This is a genomic window from Streptococcus sp. 22.1 (genome assembly GCF_016648645.1).
GTDB lineage: Bacteria > Bacillota > Bacilli > Lactobacillales > Streptococcaceae > Streptococcus.
Genome location: NZ_JACLQK010000012.1, coordinates 12,015 through 35,125 on the forward strand (window position 1 = coordinate 12,015; position 23,111 = coordinate 35,125).

Annotated in this window: 22 protein-coding genes; 2 read left to right on the forward strand and 20 right to left on the reverse strand. The window is 37.0% G+C overall.

What is annotated here, in order from left to right; genetic code table 11:
- Positions 1-36 precede the first annotated feature (36 nt).
- Positions 37-2,406, reverse strand: a complete 2,370-nt coding sequence (locus H7U04_RS07065) for a YhgE/Pip domain-containing protein (protein ID WP_110980775.1) — start codon at positions 2,404-2,406, stop codon at positions 37-39.
- A 128-nt stretch (positions 2,407-2,534) separates the two neighbouring features.
- On the opposite strand from H7U04_RS07065, the gene H7U04_RS07070 reads away from it, so the two are divergent.
- Positions 2,535-3,074, forward strand: coding sequence for a TetR/AcrR family transcriptional regulator (locus H7U04_RS07070; RefSeq protein ID WP_110980774.1), 540 nt, complete (start codon positions 2,535-2,537; stop codon positions 3,072-3,074).
- Positions 3,075-3,148: 74 nt separating this feature from the next.
- On the opposite strand, the gene H7U04_RS07075 is transcribed toward H7U04_RS07070, so the two are convergent.
- A complete protein-coding gene (locus tag H7U04_RS07075) occupies positions 3,149-3,511 on the reverse strand; it encodes a DUF1304 domain-containing protein (protein ID WP_110980773.1) in 363 nt (120 codons plus the stop codon).
- A gap of 115 nt (positions 3,512-3,626) precedes the next feature.
- On the opposite strand from H7U04_RS07075, the gene H7U04_RS07080 reads away from it, so the two are divergent.
- Positions 3,627-3,815, forward strand: coding sequence for a hypothetical protein (locus tag H7U04_RS07080; RefSeq protein ID WP_110980772.1), 189 nt, complete (start codon positions 3,627-3,629; stop codon positions 3,813-3,815).
- Between the two features lie 210 nt (positions 3,816-4,025).
- On the opposite strand, the gene rpsD is transcribed toward H7U04_RS07080, so the two are convergent.
- The 18 genes from rpsD to yfmF form a co-directional block, all read right to left on the reverse strand.
- Complete coding sequence (gene rpsD / locus H7U04_RS07085) at positions 4,026-4,637, reverse strand: 30S ribosomal protein S4 (protein WP_002885833.1); 612 nt, start codon at positions 4,635-4,637, stop codon at positions 4,026-4,028.
- 197 nt (positions 4,638-4,834) lie between these two features.
- Complete coding sequence (locus H7U04_RS07090; protein WP_002885699.1) at positions 4,835-5,137, reverse strand: Veg family protein; 303 nt, start codon at positions 5,135-5,137, stop codon at positions 4,835-4,837.
- A 25-nt stretch (positions 5,138-5,162) separates the two neighbouring features.
- Positions 5,163-6,524, reverse strand: coding sequence for a replicative DNA helicase (gene dnaB / locus H7U04_RS07095; protein ID WP_073689270.1), 1,362 nt, complete (start codon positions 6,522-6,524; stop codon positions 5,163-5,165).
- Between the two features lie 43 nt (positions 6,525-6,567).
- Complete coding sequence (gene rplI, locus H7U04_RS07100) at positions 6,568-7,026, reverse strand: 50S ribosomal protein L9 (RefSeq protein WP_002885729.1); 459 nt, start codon at positions 7,024-7,026, stop codon at positions 6,568-6,570.
- 1 nt (position 7,027) lies between these two features.
- A complete protein-coding gene (locus H7U04_RS07105; RefSeq protein ID WP_073689269.1) occupies positions 7,028-8,992 on the reverse strand; it encodes a DHH family phosphoesterase in 1,965 nt (654 codons plus the stop codon).
- A 73-nt stretch (positions 8,993-9,065) separates the two neighbouring features.
- A complete protein-coding gene (gene mnmG, locus H7U04_RS07110; protein ID WP_110980771.1) occupies positions 9,066-10,967 on the reverse strand; it encodes a tRNA uridine-5-carboxymethylaminomethyl(34) synthesis enzyme MnmG in 1,902 nt (633 codons plus the stop codon).
- 179 nt (positions 10,968-11,146) lie between these two features.
- Positions 11,147-11,761: a MarC family protein gene (locus H7U04_RS07115; protein ID WP_073689267.1), complete on the reverse strand. Its 615-nt coding sequence runs from the start codon at positions 11,759-11,761 to the stop codon at positions 11,147-11,149.
- 19 nt (positions 11,762-11,780) lie between these two features.
- Positions 11,781-12,902, reverse strand: a complete 1,122-nt coding sequence (mnmA, locus tag H7U04_RS07120) for a tRNA 2-thiouridine(34) synthase MnmA (RefSeq protein WP_060972944.1) — start codon at positions 12,900-12,902, stop codon at positions 11,781-11,783.
- A gap of 144 nt (positions 12,903-13,046) precedes the next feature.
- Positions 13,047-14,756 (reverse strand): hypothetical protein, encoded by a 1,710-nt coding sequence (locus H7U04_RS07125; protein ID WP_073689287.1) that lies wholly within the window; start codon positions 14,754-14,756, stop codon positions 13,047-13,049.
- Between the two features lie 100 nt (positions 14,757-14,856).
- On the reverse strand, positions 14,857-15,555 hold the full coding sequence (locus H7U04_RS07130) for a transglycosylase SLT domain-containing protein (RefSeq protein WP_073689266.1): 699 nt from the start codon (positions 15,553-15,555) through the stop codon (positions 14,857-14,859).
- A gap of 183 nt (positions 15,556-15,738) precedes the next feature.
- Complete coding sequence (locus H7U04_RS07135) at positions 15,739-16,320, reverse strand: LysM peptidoglycan-binding domain-containing protein (protein ID WP_073689265.1); 582 nt, start codon at positions 16,318-16,320, stop codon at positions 15,739-15,741.
- A gap of 300 nt (positions 16,321-16,620) precedes the next feature.
- Positions 16,621-17,415, reverse strand: coding sequence for an energy-coupling factor transporter transmembrane component T family protein (locus tag H7U04_RS07140; protein WP_002892171.1), 795 nt, complete (start codon positions 17,413-17,415; stop codon positions 16,621-16,623).
- The gene (locus H7U04_RS07145) at positions 17,408-18,250 is read right to left on the reverse strand and encodes an energy-coupling factor transporter ATPase (RefSeq protein WP_073689264.1); all 843 of its coding nucleotides are present in this window, start codon (positions 18,248-18,250) and stop codon (positions 17,408-17,410) included. The genes H7U04_RS07140 and H7U04_RS07145 overlap by 8 nt, the downstream gene beginning before the upstream one ends.
- Positions 18,226-19,056 (reverse strand): energy-coupling factor ABC transporter ATP-binding protein, encoded by an 831-nt coding sequence (locus H7U04_RS07150; RefSeq protein WP_073689263.1) that lies wholly within the window; start codon positions 19,054-19,056, stop codon positions 18,226-18,228. Before H7U04_RS07150 ends, H7U04_RS07145 begins: the two co-directional genes overlap by 25 nt.
- A 12-nt stretch (positions 19,057-19,068) precedes the next feature.
- Positions 19,069-19,611 (reverse strand): CDP-diacylglycerol--glycerol-3-phosphate 3-phosphatidyltransferase, encoded by a 543-nt coding sequence (gene pgsA, locus H7U04_RS07155; RefSeq protein WP_002892178.1) that lies wholly within the window; start codon positions 19,609-19,611, stop codon positions 19,069-19,071.
- Positions 19,612-19,623: 12 nt separating this feature from the next.
- Positions 19,624-20,472: a helix-turn-helix domain-containing protein gene (locus tag H7U04_RS07160; protein ID WP_201059461.1), complete on the reverse strand. Its 849-nt coding sequence runs from the start codon at positions 20,470-20,472 to the stop codon at positions 19,624-19,626.
- A 58-nt stretch (positions 20,473-20,530) separates the two neighbouring features.
- Positions 20,531-21,808: an EF-P 5-aminopentanol modification-associated protein YfmH gene (gene yfmH, locus H7U04_RS07165; RefSeq protein WP_201059463.1), complete on the reverse strand. Its 1,278-nt coding sequence runs from the start codon at positions 21,806-21,808 to the stop codon at positions 20,531-20,533.
- Position 21,809: 1 nt separating this feature from the next.
- Positions 21,810-23,060, reverse strand: coding sequence for an EF-P 5-aminopentanol modification-associated protein YfmF (gene yfmF / locus H7U04_RS07170; protein ID WP_073689260.1), 1,251 nt, complete (start codon positions 23,058-23,060; stop codon positions 21,810-21,812).
- Positions 23,061-23,111 lie beyond the last annotated feature (51 nt).

A 23,111-nucleotide genomic window follows, 5' to 3' on the forward strand; every position in this document is an offset into this window, starting at 1 on the left:
TAAAAAAGCCCGCTCACATTAGAGCTGGCTTTTAGTTTATTCATTTTCAAACTTTGGTCTATAAATCATAATACCTACAACTACAAAGATAAGTAAGAAAATAAATAGCATACGAACTTGATCTGAGATCTGTCCTGTCATTGAAATAGTTTGACGAAGACCTGATACGGAGTAGGACATTGGTAAGAATGGTTGGATGACCTTAAAGAACTTAGGACTAAGTTCAATTGGATAAGTCCCTGCACTAGACCCTAGTTGCAAAAGCAGCATAATCATGGAAGCAAATGCGCCATATCTATCATTCCAACCTACAAGGGCTGTAACCAGCGCCATTAAAGTACATGCTGCAAGGAGAATCATACCAAATGTAGCTAATGGATGATTTGGTTCAACTCCCACAAATCGAATGGCAATATAAAGCGCAATAGCAGCCATAGTTGTAATAATACCATTGATAAGTAACTTATTCTTAGCCCAATCAAAACGGCCCGTAAATTTTCTTCCTGTCAAGCTCTTAGCAAAGATAACATTAGTTGAAAGAGCGACAACCATAAGAGAAACAGAAATCATATATGGAGCCATTCCCACACCATTAGTGTCAACCTTATCCTTATCAGTTTTCTTCTCTTTGAGCGGAGCACTCACCATTTTTGCATTGTCTGAGTTTACAGAAACAAGAGAGAGTTGCTGATTAGCTTTGTTTAATGAATCAGATAATGTAGAAAGGTTAGTTGACAGACTTGTCAAACCATTTGTTAAGGTGTTTCCTCCAGTTGCTAATTGTTGAGCACCTGCATTGAGAGCACTTGTACCACTTTGAAGAGTAGAAAAACCAGTCATTAAACTACTACTGTTAACATCTAGAGTTTGAGCGCCACTAGCAATTGTTGACACAGCACCAGTATAAGTTGACAAACCAGTTGAAAGTGCGCTTGCACCTGTTGCTAGAGTACTTTGAGCGGTTGACACACCTGAAGCCACTTGAATTGCTCCTGGTGATAATTGATTGACAAGTACCGAATTGACATTAGCAATATTAGCTTGCATTGATGATACCGTTGATGAAGCTACAGGAAGAAGAGCATTCGCCGAACTTGCAATGCCTGAAATAGACGTTTGTAGAGAAGCCAAACTACTTGAATCGCCGCTACTAGTTGTTGTCGTACCTGTCAAGCTAGATAAAGCAGTTGACATACTTGACACATCAGATGCAATAGTTGAAGCGTAACTACTAGCTGTAGATCCTGCATTACTAATTGCCGATGTAATCTCTGCTTGTTGATCTGCAGTCAAGCTTTGATAAGCAGCTGTTCCTTGTACCGCAGCCAAATCATTTGCTTTATCAGTTGCACTAGCTGTAGCTATAGAGCTAGCTGCAGAAGAAATATTTGAAAGATAAGTCGCTATTGAACTTGTATCTACTGATGTTGTTGATGTTCCACTTGGTAATGATGTGTTACTTACCGCTGTATTAAGATTTTGAATTGCTGTATTTAAATCAGTTAAATTAGTTGATAGGGTTGACAACTGTGCTTGCTGTTCTTCGGATAAACTTGTTGCTGTGGCCATTTGACTGAGCGCTGTTGACAACGAATCTGCACCTGTAACTAAGGTATTCATGGCCTCTGCTCCTGATACAAATTGACCTGCAGCAGAATTAACAGCCTCAGAGTTCGCATTTAACTGTGACAAAGCGCCTGACAAAGTTGACACACCTGAAGTATAGGCAGACGCGCCTGAACTCAAGGTATCAACACCTGTAGCCAATGTTTGTGTAGATCCAGCAAGAGTTCCTAAGCCATTTGATAAGGTCTGACTCCCAGACTGAAGTGCGCCTGCACCTGCATATAATTGACTAGCCCCATTCGCTGCAGTTCCCATACCACCCTGAAGTTGAGACATACTCCTAAAGACAGCTCCAACATAAGTTGATGTAATATTTTTAGAAACAGTATCCTTCAACTTAGACATGGCAGAATCGCTCATTTTTGAAGAAACGAAGCTATGTCCTGCTGTTGTTTGATAAGAAATTTCCAGTTTCTTGGGATCATTTGTCAAAAGACTTGCTGCATTACTTGAGAGGTTTTCTGGAAAAGTGATTACCATATAGTAATCACCATCCTCAATCCCTTTTTGGGCTTCATTTTCAGTCACAAAGTGATAGTCTAGATTTTTGTTTTTAGACATATTGTCTACCATATCATGACCAATATTCAGAGTCTTATTCTGGAAACTAGCACTCTTATCTTTGTTCACTACTGCCACTGGTAAGTGTTTGACATTACCATAAGGATTCCACATAGAAGACAAAAAGATTAGATTATATAAAGCAGGTATCAATGAGACACCAATAATAGTTATCCAGAGCTTTGGACTTTTAAGAAGAGCCTTTAATTCTGCTAACATATTTCTCCTTTTTAGACATTGTGTTTATTTTTATGATATAATCAATTATAAACTCATTTACCTGAAAATCAATGTTAAACAATCGCTTTTTGGACACATAGTCTAAAAGTGTATAAAAGGAGATTTGTATGTCAAAAGATCAAAGACGCGCGCAAACAAAAAAAGCTCTTTTAGATGCTTTAGTAATATGTCTTGAAGACCAAGATTTCAATGATATTACTACCATTCGTCTGGTTCAAACAGCAGGGATTAGCCGTTCGAGTTTTTATACCCACTACAAAGATAAGTATGAAATGATTGATAGTTATCAGAAAGAGCTTTTCCACAAGCTAGAGTATATCTTCGATAAATATGAAGGAAAGAAAGAGGGAGCCTTTCTCGAAATCTTTGAATTTCTCACTCGTGAAAAGCTCCTATCAGCTCTATTGTCTACCAATGGATCAAAAGAAATTCAAGATTTTCTAATACACAAACTTCAGCGTATGATAGCTGAGGACTTCATTGTCCCTAGTGCTGAAGAAAGATCTCTAAAAGGATTTGAGAAAGACTATGCCAGTATTTATTTTGCGCACGCTATTTTTGGTGCTTGTCAAGCCTGGATAAATAAAGGAAAAAAAGAATCCCCCCGAGAAATGACAGATTTTCTTCTACGATTTATTCCACAATAAAACAACTTCAAAAGCATAAAAAGCTGCAAACCATTTCAACAGTTAAAGCAGCTTTTTCTTTTACAATAAAATCCTTAAAATAAGGAAATGATAAGTGAAAGTAAGGTCAAGATTGCGGGTCCACCTTGCGTTAAAATAATTTTCTTATTTGCAGTCATAGCACCATAAATAGCAGCAAAGAAAACATTGAGTACAAAAACAGTTACAAGTAGCTGACTACTTGTGAAAATCCCATACAAGAGGAATACAGCAATCAAACCATTGTAAATCCCTTGATTTTTAAATAAGTTTGTAACAGAATCACGTTGAAGTTCTTCTTTACTCATATTGAAAACACGACTAGTCGTGTCTGAATGTGTCGCAAAAGTTTCCAAATACATGATATAGAGATGCTCCAAAGCAACAATCCCAGCTAAGATCAGTGTAATAATAGACATAGTAGCCTCCTTCTTAAATAACTTTGACAGTATATCAAAAGTAAACTTTTAAAACAACATGTATGCTTCATACAATTTGAAATATGGTAAAATAAAGAATGAAAGAGAGGTTCTTATGACAAAGACAGAAGTAATCCAACATCTCCAAAAAGATTTGGGAATTCCTAGATTTCAGGCTTATATAGAGGATAAAGATTACTCCGAAGAGGAGTACGACCAACTAAAAAAAGATTTTGAAAGCTACTTCACCAACTACGTTTCAAACGTTTCAGCAGATTTTGAAGGCGGATTGGATAATAAATAATTTATACCTCAAAATCATCTATCATCATGTTACGAATCCCTTAGTCACTTGTATCAGACTAGGGGTCTTTTTAATATTCGAAAACAAAAAGCCGTCTCATTCTATGAAATGGCTTTAGGAAACTTGTAACTGAACAAACCTAGAAATCAATGATTTAAGACAAACAAAAAAGCCCATAACAACGGGCTTTTCGATACAATAATCTTAAAATTAAAGCATTTTGTTGTAGAATTCAACGACAAGTGCTTCGTTGATTTCTGGGTTGATTTCATCACGTTCTGGAAGACGTGTCAATGAACCTTCAAGTTTTTCAGCATCGAATGATACAAATGCTGGACGTCCGATAGTAGCTTCTACTGCTTCAAGGATAGCAGGAACCTTAGCTGATTTTTCACGAACTGAGATTACTTGACCAACTTCAACGCGGTATGAAGGGATATCAACACGTTTACCATCAACAAGGATGTGACCGTGGTTTACGAATTGGCGTGCTTGACGACGAGTAGTTGCAAGACCAAGACGGTAAACAACGTTGTCAAGACGACGTTCCAAAAGAACCATAAAGTTGAAACCAAGTGTTCCACCTTTAACTTTAGTAGCTTGTACGAACAAGTTACGGAATTGTTTTTCACCCAAACCGTATGAGAAACGAAGTTTTTGTTTCTCAGCCAATTGCAAACCGTATTCTGAAAGTTTTGAACGGTTGTTTGGACCGTGTTGACCTGGTACGTAGTTACGACGTGCCAATTCTTTACCTGTGCCTGTAAGTGAGAAACCAAGGCGACGTGATTGTTTCCATGATGGACCTGTATAACGTGACATTAATAATGTCCTCCTATAAAAAATATTTTTAGGAAATAACGTTTTAGATAAACCTGATTCGTTCAGAAAGACTTCGCCCAAACAGCAAAGGTTACTTTTCTAGCCGACTTCCTGTTGACGAGCTTCATTTTATCCTGCTATTATTTCACATACTTAAATATTTTACCACGAAAAAAAGCCCAAGTAAAGGCTTTTTCTTATTTATTTTCGATTTCAGCTTGTTCCTCAGGACTCAAATAACGAATGAGAGTCTTCTCAGTCAAAATATCTGAATAAGTGTAAGATTCAACATAACTATTATTAATAGCTCCTGCTTGGGAACTGAAGTCTTGATATTCAACAATAAACAATGATGGATAAACTTCTGTCAATCGACCAATTTTATTCTTTTCACGTTTACGCCCATTCTCTAGGGTCAATTCTACTAGCTGACCTTCATGTGACTTAATAGCTTCCTTGATGTTTTTCATCTTAGCAACATCTGCAAATGCATCACTCATATATATATCTCCTTAAATCTGAAAATTATGATTCCTCAAACTGAGCAATCGATGAAAATTTATTGTATTCTTTTTGGAATAGTAACTTGACTGTTCCACGCGCACCAGCACGGTTTTTTTCTAGGATAACTTCGATGGTATTATCTTCAATCGCATTTTCTGGTTCTTCACCCTCTTTTCGGTAGTAATCATCACGATACAAGAAGGCGACAATATCGGCATCCTGCTCGATAGATCCTGACTCACGGATATCAGATAATACTGGACGTTTGTCCTGACGTTGTTCAACCCCACGAGATAACTGACTCAAGGCAATTACAGGAACTTTGAGCTCCTTGGCCAGGATTTTTAACTGTCTTGAAATATCTGAAACCTCTTGTTGGCGATTTTCTGGTCGCGTACCTGTAATCAACTGCAAGTAGTCAATCACAATGAGACCAAGACCACCCTCTACTTCTTGTGACAATTTACGGGACCGTGCACGAATCTCAGTAATCTTTATACCAGGGGTATCATCTATGTAAATAGGTGCCTCAGCCAGTGCTCCTTGAGCAATCATAACATTATTCCAATCTTGCTCTGTCAATTGACCTGTACGTAAAGCATGAGAATCAATCATCCCTTCAGCTGCCAACATACGATCAACTAAGCTTTCTGCACCCATCTCTAATGAAAAGACTGCAACAGCTTTATTTTGCTTGGTGCCAACATTCTGAGCAATGTTCAACACAAAGGCTGTTTTACCAACTGCGGGGCGAGCTGCTAAAATAATTAATTGATCAGGGTGTAAACCTGTTGTAATCTTGTCAAGGTCACGGAAACCTGTTGGTAATCCAGTAACATCTGATGTTTGCTGGGAACGCATCTCCAAGGTATTAAAATTAACGTCAAGAACTTCAGATATTTTGCGGAAACCACTACGATTACTATGCTCTGAAACATCAACCAAGGCTTTCTCAGCATTCGCAATAATTTCATCAGATTCTGTTGCGCCCTCATATGCTTGGTTGACAGTCTCTGTCAGCCTATTTATAATACGTCGAAGCATGGCTTTCTCAGCCACAATCTTAGCATAGTACTCAGCATTTGCGGATGTTGGGACACTATTGACCAAATCTACAAGATAAGAAATACCCCCTATATTTTGGAGGTCATCTTGGTCATCTAAAATGGTACGTACTGTCGTGGCATCAATGGCATCATTTCGATCCGACAGCGTTACCATTGCTTTAAAAATGACACGATGGGAATACTTGTAAAAGTCGTCTGCTTCGATAAATTCTCGAACTGTAATCAACTTTTCCGGGTTAATGAGAATAGCCCCTAGAACAGACTGTTCCGCTACTAAATCATGAGGTTGTACTCGTAATTCTTGAGCCTCTACCACAATTATTCCCTCCTTTACAAGATTTACTTATAGTGTCAACGAATTACTCAGCACTATTTTTGATGTTAAGTTTAATTTGTGCGCTCACTTCTTTATGAAGCTTTACAGGAACCTCAATCAGACCAATCGCACGAATAGGATGTTCAAGTTCAATATGACGTTTATCAACTTTTATACCAAATTGTTTTTGAAGTCCTTCTGCAATCTTTTTGGCTGTAATTGAACCAAAAGTACGTCCGTCTGGTCCGACCTTCTCAGTAAATTGAAGACGATTTTCTTCTTTTTCAAGTTGCTCTTTAACTTGCTTCGCTTCAGCCAACAACTCTGCTGCATGTTTTTCTTCAGATTTTTGCTTGCCTTTCAACTCACCGATAGCTTGGTTTGTCGCTTCCTTAGCAAGATTCTTTTTAATCAAGAAGTTTTGAGCATAACCTGATGGTACTTCTTTTATTTCGCCTTTTTTACCTTTACCTTTAACGTCTTGTAAGAAAATAACTTTCATTTTAGTCCTCCTTGGGAGCCAACTCTCCCATAATAGTTTCAATCAATTTATTTTTTGCTTGAGCAACACTACAGTCTCGCAATTGGCAGGCAGCTAAGTTGAAATGGCCACCACCACCCATTTTCTCCATAATACGTTGTACATTAATCGTTTTATGACTTCGAGCAGAGATATTCACAGTAGAATCGCTTGTCCTAGCGACAACAAAAGTTGCTTCGATACCTGCCATGGAAAGCATCGTATCTGCTGCCTTAGAAATCACAACATTATTATAACATTTAGGATTATCACCTGAGGCAACAATGATATCATCTGTAATACGTTCACCTGATAGAATTAACTCATTGATACGTCGATACTCTTCAAAATCAGTAGCAGAGATTGTTTGGATTTCTCCACTGTCACTTCCTAAACTACGTAGATAAGAGGCGACATCAAAGGTTCTACTAGTCACACGAGTTGAGAAATTTTTAGTATCCAGCATGATACCTGCCATAAGGATAGAGGCTTGGATTTTACTCAAACGTTCTGGGGCACCTTGGAATTGCAACAACTCCGTAACCAATTCACAGGCTGAGCTTGCCCCACTTTCAATAAAGGTCAAAACAGCATTTTTAGGAAAATCGTCATCTCGACGGTGATGATCTACCACAATAACTTCATTAAATCGATCATAAAAATCCTTAGACAAAGTTAAATTGATTTTAGAATGGTCAACCATAATTAGTAATGACTGTTGGTTGACTAACTCTTCAGCCTCTGAAAGTGTAATAAGAGGTGATTGACCATCTTCTTTTAAGCGTTCGACCGCACGCTCAACATCTGCATTCATAGCCGTATCATCGTAAACAGCATAGCTTTTTCGAACAATTTGACTAGCAAAATGAGCCATACCGACAGTGGCCCCTAGAGCATCCATATCGAGATTCTTATGTCCGACAACAAACACTTTTTCGACTGTTTTCAACTTATCTGAGATTGCAGTCATCATAGCCCTTGTTCTTGTACGAGAACGTTTTACTGTTGAGACAGAACCTCCTCCAAAATAAAGAAGTTCCTTGTGATCATCGTTTTCCTTGACAACAGCTTGATCTCCACCGCGAACTAGTGCGATGTTCAGATTCTGCAAGGCAACCTGACCGATTTGATCATGCTTAAGCGTACCGAACGAAATTCCCATGCTCAAAGTCAGTGGTAAACCACGCTCTTGAGCCTGCTGACGAAAGTCATCCAAGACAGAAAACTTTTGATCCATGAATTCTGTCAAAACACTGTAATTGGTGAAGAAGTAAAAACGATCGCCTTCAATACGTCGATAATGAATATGCTTAGCCTTAGCAAACTCAGAAATAAACCCTGCCACGAATGTGTTGATTTTTGAAACATCGGCATCGGGTAAACTTCCTGTCACATCGTCGTAGTTATCAACTGAAATAATCCCGATAACAGGACGAGTCATATTTGGATCAGCATTTTCATCTTGATCATAAACATTGTCAATAAAATATGTCAACTTATTGTCAAAATCCACAAAAGCGGCATATTTATTGTCACCAACGGTTATCACATTCGAAGGCGAACCTTTTCGTTTCTGGGAAATAAAATCCGCAATCAACTGTTTATTGAAATTTCCATTTTCATCCGAAAGTACTAGCTTCGCATAGGGGTTGAACCATTCAATATGATCGTTCTCATCAAAAGTGATAACCCCAACAGGCATCTTTCCGAGAAGGGTCTTCAAAGAATCTTCAACATCCTGATTCAGTTCATCTAATTGCTCTATTTCTAAGGACTCATATGTTGTCTTTTGGTAATGCAATAAGGCAACAACTACTACCATAATAATAAAAAGCGCAAAAATGAGGGCAGACTCCGATTTTAGTACGCGAACAAAAATAGTAGCAATTCCAAAAAGAATTAACCCAATCATTATAAGATGAATCGTTGCAAAGTGAAATCTTTTCATATAAAACCTCTTAATCTAACAATTATAACATAAAAAAGCCTTAATTAAAAGGCTTTTAAACGTGTTACCACCGTTAATCTACTTTTCTGCGGGCCTTATTATTGCCTTCAAGATAAACCATCAGAATTGAGATATCTGCTGGATTGACCCCTGAAATACGACTCGCTTGACCAATGGTCTCAGGATTGATTTTCTTAAATTTTTGACGAGCTTCAGTAGCAATAGAATCAATAGCATCCCAATCAATATTTTGGGGAATCCTCTTTTCTTCCATACGCTTCATCTTAGCTACTTGATCCAAAGCTTTATTGATATAACCTTCGTACTTGATTTCAGTCTCAAGCAACTCTATAATCTTAGCGTCCAAATTTTCTGCAGCTGGACCCACAAACTGAGTAGCTGTGGCGTAATCAATCTCTGGTCTACGCATAAACTCTTTAGCTGTCATGGCATCTGTCAATGGCTTAAAGCCTAGAGCTTGAATTTTCTCATTCGTTTCTTTAATTGGTTTTAATTTTTCTTTTGATAAACGTGTCAACTCGCTGTCAAACTGATTTTTCTTAATTTCAAAGATATTCCAACGTTCATCGTCAACCAAACCAACTTCTCGACCAATAGGTGTCAAGCGCATGTCAGCATTATCATGACGTAATATGAGACGATACTCTGCGCGTGATGTCAATAAACGATATGGCTCCAAGGTTCCTTTCGTGACAAGATCGTCAATCATTACACCAATATAGGCATCACTACGTTTGAGAATAAGCTCAGGTTTACCTTGGACTTTCAGAGCTGCATTGATACCAGCAACTAGACCTTGACCTGCTGCTTCCTCGTATCCAGAAGTTCCGTTGGTCTGTCCTGCTGTAAAGAGACCTGAAATTAACTTCGTTTCAAGTGTTGCACGTAATTGATGAGGGAGCACGATATCATATTCAATCGCATAACCAGTTCGCATCATCTCTGCCTTCTCGAGACCTTTAATTGAGTGAATCAACTCTTTTTGAACATCTTCTGGCAGACTAGTTGACAGGCCTTGCACATAGACTTCTTCAGTCTCTCTTCCCTCAGGTTCAAGGAAAAGTTGATGGCGATTCTTATCGGCAAATCGGACAATTTTATCTTCGATTGATGGACAATAACGAGGTCCTACACCCTTGACAATACCTGAAAACATTGGTGCACGGTGTAAATTATTATTGATAATATCGTGGCTCTCTTGATTCGTATAAGTTAGCCAACAAGGTATTTGATCCTGAAGATAATCTTCATCTTTCGACAAGAATGAAAAATGATTTGGCTTTTCATCACCTGGTTGAATTTCAGTTTCTTCGTAATTAATTGATGATGCCTTAACACGAGGAGGGGTACCCGTTTTAAATCTTCCTATTTCAAGGCCAAGATCCCTCAGGTTATCTGCCAATGTAACAGATGCAAGGCTATTATTAGGACCTGAAGAATATTTGAGCTCACCTAGGATAATTTCACCACGCAAAGCCGTTCCTGTTGTTACAATAACCGCTTTTGCTCCGTATTTTTGATTTGTGGCTGTTCTGACACCAACTACCTTACCATCTTCAACAAGAATTTCATCAACCATTGACTGACGGAGAGTTAAGTTTTCCTGACGCTCAACTGTATGCTTCATCGTCATAGCATACAAGACTTTATCTGCTTGTGCACGTAAAGCTCTGACAGCAGGTCCCTTACCAGTATTCAACATTTTCATTTGAATATAAGTTTTATCAATATTTTTACCCATCTCTCCGCCGAGGGCATCAATCTCACGGACAACAATACCCTTGGCCGATCCTCCAATAGAAGGATTACATGGCATAAATGCCAGCATCTCTAGGTTAATAGTCGCTAATAAAACCTTACATCCCATGCGGGCTGCAGCTAGGGAGGCTTCTACTCCCGCATGACCAGCACCAACAACAATTACATCAAAATTTTCATCAAACTCGTAAGACATTTTTTAGATTTATGCAGTGATTTACAATCAACTGCCCCATCCTTTCTTTATTTTTTTCCTACAAAAATAGCCAAAACTCCAGAAAACTGTACGCAAAAACGCACAATTCTCATGAGCTTTGACCATCATGACTATTGTTAAAGTTATTTTATCAAATCAAATCGTTTTGTCAATGCAAATCACTGTTTGATCAAGGTCTGCACACTGACGATAATCATCTGTATTCCTATCGAGAATAGTAAAAGTCCCATCATTTTCGTTATAATTTTCATCAAATTTTTTCCAAAGAAGCCTGCAATTTGTTTTGCACTTCTTAGTAGGAGATAAGTGATTACACATAGTATAGCAAAAGCAACTACGGTTATTAGTTGATTCCGCAAACCTCCATTAGCCAAGCTTAAGGCAGTTGTAATTGTTCCTGGTCCTGCAAAAAGCGGCATTGCAAGAGGAGAAATAGCAATAGACATTGGATCTGAATTTACTGCTTGCTGCTCCATTCCTTTATAGCTAGGTGAATGATTACCATTAATCATATGATAACCGATAACGGCCACTAATATTCCACCAGCAATTCTGAAAGAAACAATTGTAATTCCAAATACTTTAAAAATGAAATCTCCTGAAAAGATAAAAACAGTTATAATAACAAAGGCAATCAAAAGACTCCTAAAAGCAATTTTTCGTGAAATTTTTTGACTATCATCTGCTACTAAAGCCATGTAAGCAGGAAGATTTGAAATTGGATTCATTATAGCGAAAAATGCCATAAATGCAAAAAACAATTGTGAACTCATCGTTATTACTTAACTCCAGTTAGATATACTGACAAACTTTTCCGTCTTTATACGCTTGGTCAATAATACCGCCGCCCAAACATTCCTGACCATCATAGAAAACAACAGCTTGACCAGGTGTAATAGCACGCTGAGGTTCAGCAAAAATAACCTCTGCTTTATCACCCTTAACCTTTACAGTAACTTTACTATCAGGTTGACGATAACGGAATTTTGCTGTGCATTCTATTTCAAATTCTTCTGGCATATCTCGAGTAAAGTGAATCATTGAAGCATCAAGTGAAGTTGACATCAACGACTCATGGTGGAAACCTTGACCCACGTAAAGAATATTTTTAGAAAGATCTTTCCCTACTACAAACCAAGGAGCATTATCGCCACCTTTTTGACCACCAATACCCATACCTCCACGTTGACCAATGGTGTAATACATGAGTCCGTTATGTTCCCCCATATCACGACCATCGACAGTCATCATACGACCTTTTTGAGCTGGCAAGTATTGGCTAAGAAACTCTTTAAAGTTTTTCTCACCAATAAAACAAATTCCTGTCGAATCTTTTTTCTTGGCTGTTGCAAGACCTGCACGTTCAGCAATCTCACGAACTTCTGGCTTTTGTAGATGTCCTAAGGGAAACATCGTTTTCTGCAACTGCTCTTGCGAAAGTTGACTAAGGAAGTAGGTTTGATCTTTATTATTATCTGCACCACGCAACATATGGACAATGCCGTCTTCATCGCGAACAACTTGAGCGTAATGTCCTGTAGCCACATAATCTGCTCCCAATGTCATCGCATAATCTAAGAATGCCTTAAACTTGATTTCCTTATTACACATAACGTCTGGATTAGGTGTACGGCCTGCACGGTACTCTGCTAAGAAATACTCAAATACACGATCCCAGTACTCTTTTTCAAAGTTGACAGAGTAATAGGGGATACCAATCTGATCAGCTACTGCTGCTACATCTTTATAATCTTCGGTTGCTGTACACACACCAAACTCATCTGTGTCATCCCAGTTTTTCATGAAAACACCGATTACATCATAACCTTGCTCTTTTAAAAGTAAGGCTGTCACTGATGAATCAACGCCACCACTCATACCGACAACAACACGTGTTTTTGAATTATCAGTCATAGATAACTCCTCCCATCAAATAAAAATTAACATAGACTTGAAGGGTCTAGTTATTCAAATATCGATTTGAAGGTCGATTTTGAAGCGTAAAAGCACGCAAGCCTAATTATATCATGATTAAAGAATAATGCAAAAAGGTTACCACTAGGCAACCTTTTTTATACTTATTTTTGTGTAAAGCCACTGTAAACCTATTACTCCCAGAACTATTATTGGAATCACTAACGCTACAAATAGCCATCCTGGCTCCTGATAACTTAACACAAGTTTATTCTGTCCTTTTTGTGATGAAACGGTCGGTGTACCAATCGTTGACAAACTATAGTCATCCTTGTCTAGTTCTTTACCATTTAGTGTCAAGATAGAATCTTTATAAACAACTATTGGTAGATTCAGTTCCTCCCCTTCAGCAGCTGGCCAAGTTAATACAAGATAACCATCTTCTACTAGCTTTTCTGCCTTCTGATTCGTAACGATATTTTTATAATAAAGATCGTAAGTATTCTGCTCACCTATTTTCCCATAAATCGGTACGTAATCTGGTGTGGGTTTGACAACTAAATTTAAAAACTGTGACAAGTCACTGTCATTCATGGTAAGACTTATCGTCTGGTAATCTCCTTCAACGTAAGTATGTTTAACAATGGAAATAAGTTCACCATCTTGTGCCGCAGTTTTTACACGATCGGTAGTATCCATCATATTCTGAATAAGACCAACGCCCGCAAAGGCAAAGAGTAAAACAGCAATACTTTTTCGCCAGTTTACAAATCGCGTGACCGTTAACCCTGTAATTGCTAAAAGTAAAATAGTCGCAGGAACAAAAAATCTAAATGGAAATTGAATCAATTCAGCAAATGTATTTCCATTTTCTACTAGATACTGCCATGGAAAAAGACCTGTCGATAAGAAGAAAAAGATAAAATAAATAAAATGCAGTATTTTTTTCCATTTAGCAAATTTCTTCCAATTCAAAACAGCGTAAATAAACTGTAAAATGAGTAACACCATTAAGGAAATTGGGGTATATAGCCAGTATCTTGCCGTTCCATCTATCCCATTCTTACCTATTTCTCTATTTATAAATGGATCTAAAAGGTGATTAGTCCCTCTCAAATATAGGAGTACTAACCAGATATTGACAGTCAGTAAGAGGAACAGAATGACTGCTATAACGACTTGCACGAAGGTTTCCTTTTTCTTTGCGATAGGAGACTTTACAAAAGTGTAAAGATAAAAAGGAAGATACATCATCACTAGCATCAAAGCACTAAGTACGTGAACCTGAAAAATCAATGCCATAGATAAGGCAAGTCTAATTGGTTCTACTTTTTGATAAAAGACATAGTGAATTGCTGGAATAAAACAAAAAGGTAGTAAAGCTGCTCCCCAACTAGAGAACCCCTGACGCATCGTCCAGTATTGAATAGAGAATGTTGTCGCATAAAGTAAACCTAGTGACAAGGCAATTGTTGTCTTAACTTTACACTGCTTGAGCAAAGCATACATTGAGGACTCAGACAGTATATGTAGTAATACCCTTGACACAATCTGATAACGAAACCAAGTGCCACTTATTAAAACAAGCCCTCCTTGTAAATAGGCAAAAAAAGGACCGTAAAGAGCATTGACAATGCGGCCTGACTGTTGGAATCCATATAAAGATAAAAAGTAAGAAAGGTTACCATTTTTTAGTTGCATAGCAGCTTCATAGAATCTGTTATAGTGAAAGATGGAATCTGAACCTAAAATGACTTTTCTTGTAAATAGTTGTGGTGTAACCAATAACACAGCAAAAGCTATAATAATAAGAGAAACCCACAACTTTTCTCTTGATTTAAAAATTTGTTTCATTGCTATACCTTTCATTCCTATTATAACAAAAAGCTCTATAAAACATATTAACCACATCCAAATTAAAAAGCTGAGAGTATGCTCCCAACTTCTATTAATATTAGTAATTCCAAGCTGACAAACCTTGTGCGTTATAGGCATTCAAGGCTGATTGAATTTGATCCTCAACCGTTGCAGTAGAGCCCCATCCAGGCATTGTCTGAAAAAGACCTGATGCACCTGAACCATTTGCTGCAGTATGGTCACCATTTGACTCACGCGCAATAATTGACTCCCAAGTTGACTGAGGAACACCAGTAGCAGCTGCCATCTGTGCCGCTGCATAAGAACCAACTTCTCCTGCAGTGTTACCATTTGAGAGAACAACTGACCCACTACCACTTGCAGCAGCCGAAGGAGCTGTCCCAGTATTTTGAGTCGACGTAGTATCAGTACTCGTTGTAGCAGTGCTTGTAGTAGCAGTATCTGACTGAGACTTTTCAGCTGCTTCTACCGCTTCTCCTGTTGTTTCTGACTGAGGCTTACTTTCTTCAACCTTTTCTTTATTAGCCTTATTATCTTTACTTGAGCTAATTTCTGTTGATTTTACTAAATCTGCTGTCGATTCTGACGTTGTTGATGCTGTTGAAGGCGCTGGAGTAACAGAATCTGAAAATGCATTAACCAACCCTTTATTAATTAGTGTAGACAGTGATACTGCCAAAATGACAATAAAACTTGTTACAATTGCTACTGGTACCGCCAATGATTTCTTCGCTGCAAATTTAATACGGCGTCCCTTATAACTTTTTTTAAACATAAATCCCTCCTAGTTAATTCTAGTTACATTCATCATAACCTAGTAATATTACTGCCGATTATTTGTATTATGTCTAATGTTACAATTATTTATCAATTTAATAAAAAAATGCCAAAAATCTGGCATTTTTCCCTTATTTGTATGAGGTTTTACTAGTTTTCCTCATAAGTCAGTAATAATGATTTAGTACCAACCATTAGCATTCCAGAAAGCAAGAGCTGCAGTCCATGAACCATAACGGCTTGCTACATAATTATCTGCTACTTTCTCTTGATTTTCAGGAGACAAGTCTCCATTCAAATATGATGATGCTAATTGGTAACGTCCATAATATTGCCCATTTTGAGCTGTATAGCTACCGCTTGACTCACGTTGTGCAATTTCTTCTTTGGCAGCTGCCTCTGAAGAAGAAAGATTTGTATTGGTTGCTTGAGTATCTTCACTTTGTGTAGACTCTGTTGATTGTGTTGATTCAGCAGTTGCTTCTGTTGCTTCTGTTGTAACTGAAGGTTCTGTAGTTTCTTCAGTAGTTTCATTAATTGTTAAGTTTTGACCAATAGAAATCTTATTGGCATCTTGAATACTGTTTTTTGAAACGATTTCATCTACAGTCGTACCATTCTTCTTAGCAATAGCTGAAAGGGTATCGCCTTTTTGAACTGTGTAAGTTTCTGCATTAGCTAAGGCTGTTGCTCCAAGTGTTGCTACTGTAACAAGTCCAAAAAGACCTAATTTTTTAGTGTTAGATGTATTCTTTTTTTGCATGATGATGCTCCTTTATCTATTTATAGTCCAATCCATATTAGTCAAAGATATTAAGTTATTTTATTGTTTATGACTAATGGGTAAATCAACTGGCTTATTCTATATAGGGATTTTTCAATCCAGATTAAGCTGAAGAACTATAACCATGTATCTATGATACCTTGGAAATATAACATCCCCTTGTTAGGGATATTAAAAATATTACAAGTAGGTTGGGATTAGACGAAAAAAGAACGCCTACGTGGGCGTCCATCTAAAATTTCTAGGTCTTAAGACCTAGTTTTTATTTATCTCAACGAATTAACTCTTAAGATAAAAAAGCATTAATCCTAAAGCTAAAATAGCAATAATTGATAAGGTATCTCGACTATTCCATGAAAGTCGACGATATTTTGTTCGTCCTTCACCACCTTGATAGCCTCGTGCTTCCATAGCAATCGCCAGAGCATCTGCTCGTTTAAAGCTTGATGCAAACAAAGGAATTAAAATAGGTATTATTGACCGTACTTTCTGAATAATATTTCCTTCACCAAAGTCAACACCACGCGCCTTTTGAGCATTCATAATACGAGTCGTATCATCCATCAAAGTTGGTACAAAACGTAGACTCAAAGATAGCATTAAACCAATTTCATGTGCTGGCACTTTGAAAACAGTAAGTGGTTTTAAAAGTGATTCAACTGCATCAGATAAACTTAAAGGTGTTGTCGTTAGAGTAAGTAGGGTAGAAAAACTAATAATGAGGATAAATCTAAGAAATATCATCCAACCTTGATTTAAACCGACTTCCGTAATCTTTAAAAAGCCGATAGACCAAAGCACACTCCCTTTTGTATTGAAGAAAACTTGAAATAGGGTAGAAAATAAAATAATCCAAATCATTGGTTTAATTCCACCTAAAAAGAAACCAAGTTTTATTTTAGACAAGAAAACCAAGAAAAGTGTAAATAAAGTTATTACAGCATAAGTTAAGGGATTATTAGCCCAAAAGATAATAACAATATAAATCAGCATGGCTAATAATTTACTTCTAGGATCTAATCGGTGTATAAAAGAGTCCCCAACAATATAACGTCCAATAATTAACTTATCCATGCGACACCACCTCTACGAATTCCTCGATTGTAATAGGGAGAGTTTCAAATCGATAACCTTTTTCTTGTAGCTGTAGTGCAAACTCTGTAATTTTAGGAACACCTAATTGTTTTTCTTTAAGAAAAGTAACCTTTTGAAAAACATCTTTAGGAGCTCCCGAAAATACCAGTTGCCCTTTTTCCATAACATTCACAGCTGTCGCATAATCGGCAACATCATCCATCAAGTGAGTGACTAAAACAATCGTCATTCCAGAAAGATGTAACTCCTTAAAGAGAGACATCAATTCCTTCCGTCCCTGTGGGTCTAGACCGGCAGTCGGTTCATCCAGCACTAGAATATCTGGTTGCATAGCTAGAATCCCTGCAATGGCAACACGTCGCATTTGCCCTCCTGATAAATCAAAAGGATTCTGTCTATGAAATTCTTCCGGGAGTCCAACTAATTTTAGACTTTCAATAGCACGTTGTTCTGCTTCTTCCTTAGAAACTCCGAAATTTTGAGGTCCAAAGGCAACATCTTCTAAAACAGTCTCTGCAAATAACTGACTTTCTGGAAATTGAAAAACTAAACCTACATTCTTACGAATTGGTTTTATGTCCTTGTTCTTTGATTGACTGGTTATGATAGTATCATCAACTTGAACCTGACCACTAGTTGGTAAATAGAGGCCATTCAAGAGCTGCATAATAGTAGATTTACCACTTCCTGTATGTCCAATAAAGGCTGTATATGAACCATCTTTTATCGTCGTTGTCAATTCAAAAAGGGCACGCCCCTCAAAAGGAGTACCCGCTTGATAGATATAACTTACATTTTCGAGAGAGATTCCCATAATTGTTCTACCAATTCCTTTTCTGTCAGATAGTCTTCACACTCTATCAGACCTTTATTTCTTAGCTTTTGAGTTAATAATGCACTAAAAGGGATATCCAAACCTAAGTCAATTAACTCTGTGCCTCTACTAAATAGTTCACGAGGACTTGAAACAGACTCCACTTTACCTTTTTTCAAAACCAAAACACGGTCACTCAAAGCGACCTCATCTAGATCATGAGTAATTGATAAAACAGTCATTCCGTATTCTTTACGAATAGCTTTAATAGATTGAATCAATTCCTGGCGACCTTCTGGGTCCAGCATGCTAGTTGCCTCATCCAAAATCAAAATTGATGGTCTCATAGCTACAATACCTGCGATAGCCACACGTTGTTTTTGACCTCCAGATAATCTAGCTGGCTCTCTATCCTTAAATTCTGACATTCCTACAAATTCCAGAGCCTCTTGAACTCTTGAAGCCATTTCTTCATAGGGAACACCTTTATTTTCAAGACCAAAAGCAACATCGTCTTCAACAGTCGCCCCAACAAATTGATTATCTGGATTTTGAAAGACCATGCCAATCTTATCACGAATATCCCAGACATTCTCTTCTGTTAATTCTTGACCATCAACGATAATCTGCCCAGACTCTGCCACTAATAGTCCGTCAATAAGACGTGCTGTCGTGGATTTTCCAGAACCATTATGCCCTACAATGGATAGCCACTCCCCACGTTTCACGTGAAACGATACATCATCAAGAATATAGGATGGTTGATCTTGATGATATTTAAATTTTAAATTTTTTATTTCAATCATTTGTTTATCGTACTACTTGAAAGTATCCTTAAATAAGAAACCTGCACCTTTGAAATAATCATAGCCTGAGTAAATTGTAAAGAACAAAGCGATATAAAGCATAATTGTTCCAATAAAATGCAAATGACACAATAATAGAATGATAGATAACATCTGAGTCACTGTCTTAATCTTACCAGGCATAGCTGCAGCGAGAACTGTACCACCGTTTTCCACTAATAAAAGACGAAGACCTGTGACTGCAAGCTCACGACAGATAATAACTGAAACCACCCAGGCTGGCGCTTGATCAATACCGACTAACATAATAAATGCTGACATCACTAGCATCTTATCTGCCAATGGATCTGCAAATTTCCCGAAATTAGTAACAACATGCCATTTTCGTGCCAAATAGCCATCTAAATAATCTGTAATACTGGCAATAGCAAAGACAACCGCCGCAGCAATATGCATAACATTACTTGACGCAAGTGATGTCATCAGTAAAAAGATAGGAATCAAAACAATTCTAGCAAGTGTCAATAAATTAGGTAAATTTTCTTTTTTAAACATTTCTTCTCGATTCTATTGGATTCTTAATGTGAGGTAGCTAGGTGTATTTTTATCTAATTGAGATAAATCAAGTGACTCCCCATTTACCTTTAGAGTTACTTTTGAAGATTGAGCAATAATAATTTGAGTTGGTTTCGTTTTATCAGAAAAATCTAAAGAGTATTTTGAATTTTTCGTTTTTGAAAGGAGGTAACTCTCTGAATTATCTACTGAAAACCAGGTGTCATCATTATTTTCTGATAACTCTACATCTAAAACTACTGAAGAATTTACATTGGAGAAATCAACCATTAGCTGATTTCCTTGAGTTGTCGTTGTTACATTTGCCCCCGAAACGGTAACCTCAGAAATGCTTCGTGACGATTTAGCCTTACTAGCCGTTGATAGATGATTAACTGTAGAGATAGTATTCGGTTTTATCACCTGAGGTTGATTAGAAAGATGTCTAATAATAATATAACCTACTGAACAAATGATAAGTAACGAAACCGCACTAAGAATTAGTAAAGGTAGATAGTTAGACTTTCTTTTTTCTTCACGTTTATGCTTTAAAAAGCGTGACATAGGTGCTTTGGTAGCTATGCTTTCTTCCTTACGTTCAACTGGTTTCTTTTCTTTTTTTAGTTTTTGCTCGCTCTGTCTCTGCTCCTCAAACAGACGCTTTCCATCTAAACCAACCGAAGTGGCATACTTTTCAAGCGCTTCTTGCTGAATGTCCTCTGGCAAAGCTTTAAGTTGATCCATTTCCATAGCCAGAAGAAACTGAGCTTCTACTCCAGAAATTTTTTCTACATCATATAAACTTAATTCTTTCTTTATACGTGCTGCACGTAATTGCTCACCTAGAGAGTGTAACTTCATTTTTCCCCTTTCTAATATTCTTCTTTGTTTTCGTGTCTCTATTATAGCAAATAATCACTTATTTAGGGAAGACAACAAAATCGGTAATCTCTATATTTGAGAGATAATGATTCAAAAAATCCTTCAAATCCTTGGAAGTAATGCTCATCAGTTCCTGACCAAAATCAAAGTATGTTTTATCATTCTCAAAATAAGCTAAATACTGACTTCCTAAATTCTGGATATTGTCTAGACTACGTAAAAATTCACCATAGAAAGCTTTCTTTTGCAAATCCAATGCCTCATCCGTCAACAGTCTTTTTTTATCTGCCGACGTCATCACTTGACGAATTAAGCTTGACATACGGATAGGTTCTGCAGTGTCCATAGTCATAATGACAAATGAATATCGATTAGATACCTCATATTCAATTGATACAGACTCGTCTATTTTTCCTTCAGCATACCAATTTTGATAATAAGGAGACGTCCAGCCAAACAGTAAATTAAACAACAACTGTACCAGTATGTTTTCTCTCATACGATTATCAGTAAAAGGAACACTCTTAAAACCAATGGCTAGCTTTGAGATGAAAATCTCCATTTGAAGACTATCTAATTTTTGGATATCTGACTCAATGGGGTTCTTTTCTTTTTCAACTATTCTCTCAGGTAGTGTAAACCCGCTTTGTTTTTCATTGACAAAAGTGTAAACATCTTCAACATCAAAATCACCTACCAAGACGAGATGACAGTTTGCTGGCCTGTAAAAGCAGTCAAAATTATCTTTCAAGTCATTTACAGTAATTTTTTCAATACTATCAACACTTCCAGCAATGTCTTGTTCTAATATAGTATTAGGATACAAACTTTGCAAACAACCCAGATATACTCTATAATCAGGATCATCCTGATACATATTTATTTCTTGTTCAATAATTCTTTTTTCATGATTGACAGCATCTTCAGAACTTGTAAACTTTGATGTAAACTTTAATAAAAGTTCTAAAGACTCCTCAAAGTGGTCAAGGGTAGAGAAATAATATGTTGTCTTATCCAAGGTTGTAAAAGCATTGACATCAGCTCCAAGCTTGACAAAATCCAATGTCACATCCCTTCCCTGTTCATCCTCAAATAGCTTGTGTTCTAGAAAATGAGCAATACCTGCAGGGTAAGATTGTAACTCACCATCAATATAAAAGTGATTATCTAGCGCCCCAAAATTCGTTGACAGAAAGGCGGCTTTTTCTAAAAATCCTTTTTTCTTAATAATTGATAAAGACATACCATTATCTAAAATTGCTGAATAAACTTCTTCATCAATTTTTTGATAATAACGTTTCTTCAAAGCAGCCATTCTAAGACACTCCTTCTAAAAAGAACAAACTCTGTAGCTTAACTTGACGCGCTACACGGCAAACATCTTTTTTAGTAACCTTCTCAATCTCATCTAACCAATTCTCTAATGAAAGACTTTTATCGCCAAAAATCACCTTATTAAAACGTTGTTCCACCAATGTTAAGGCATGATCTTCAGAGAGTAGGGCATTCATTCGTATGATTTTTTTGGTTTGATTCAGGAGAGAACTTGAAAAACGTCCTAATTTAATGTAATTCAATTCTCTACTAATTCCTCGCATAGCCTGATTTCTATTAGATTTTTCAATTCCAGCGTAAACTTCTAGTAAACCTGTAAAGACATCAAATTGACTACTAATTGAATAAGCCAATCCTTCCTTTTCTCGAAGCGTTGTAAATAAAGCAGAGTGGGCAAATTCACCAAACATGGCATTGAATACAATTAAAGCAAAGTAATCTTTATCTCCATATTGACATGAAAATTGGTACCCTAATTGTAAAATAGATTGACTACTCTGTCTAGGTTCTATCTTTTCTTTCACCACATTGACATAAGGTTGACTATAGCTAAACTGTAAATCAACTTGACGTCCCTCCAAAGGAAAACGATGTAAACCTTGGAGTACTTGATAATCATCAAATTCTCCAACCATAAAGATATCAATACGATCTCTTGTCAACATACTTTGAAATTCTTGATAAGCTGTAAACGAAGTCTCGGCTTCAACAAGTTCTGCTTGACCATATTTGGGAACTTTCAAGCCCTCATTTACAAAATAAAGCTCTCTTCCCTTAACTTCACTGTAATAGTAATTATTCTCTGTGTCAACATCAAGGTAGGTCTTTAAATTTTGTTTCTCTATATCAAATACTTTATTTTGGTATTGAGCTACTCTTGACAGTGGCTTGTAAAGACACTCTTTCAAAAATCCTAGAACTTCCCAAAATAATCCATTATTCTTAGGGATAAAGGCATCTTTCAGGTATGTCAACTCTATGTCAACACTATGTGTCAAGCCTTTAGTTAACACTCTAGTTGACAACTGTGTTCCATAAAGAGAAGCTAATCTCTCTTTAAAAGACTGTACTGTTGGATACGTCTGATTGGCTGTAGCCAACATTTGTGAAACCAGAGCTCGTTTAGCAATTGTCTGTTTATTCAAAGAACCTGTCATTCTAAAAACAATACGATTAGTTTTATATTTTTGTGTTGGAATGAAGTGTACATAGACACCATCAGCAATTTTCATTGATAACCTCTAAAAAGTTTATGCTTCCAATTATACCATTTTTATGCTATC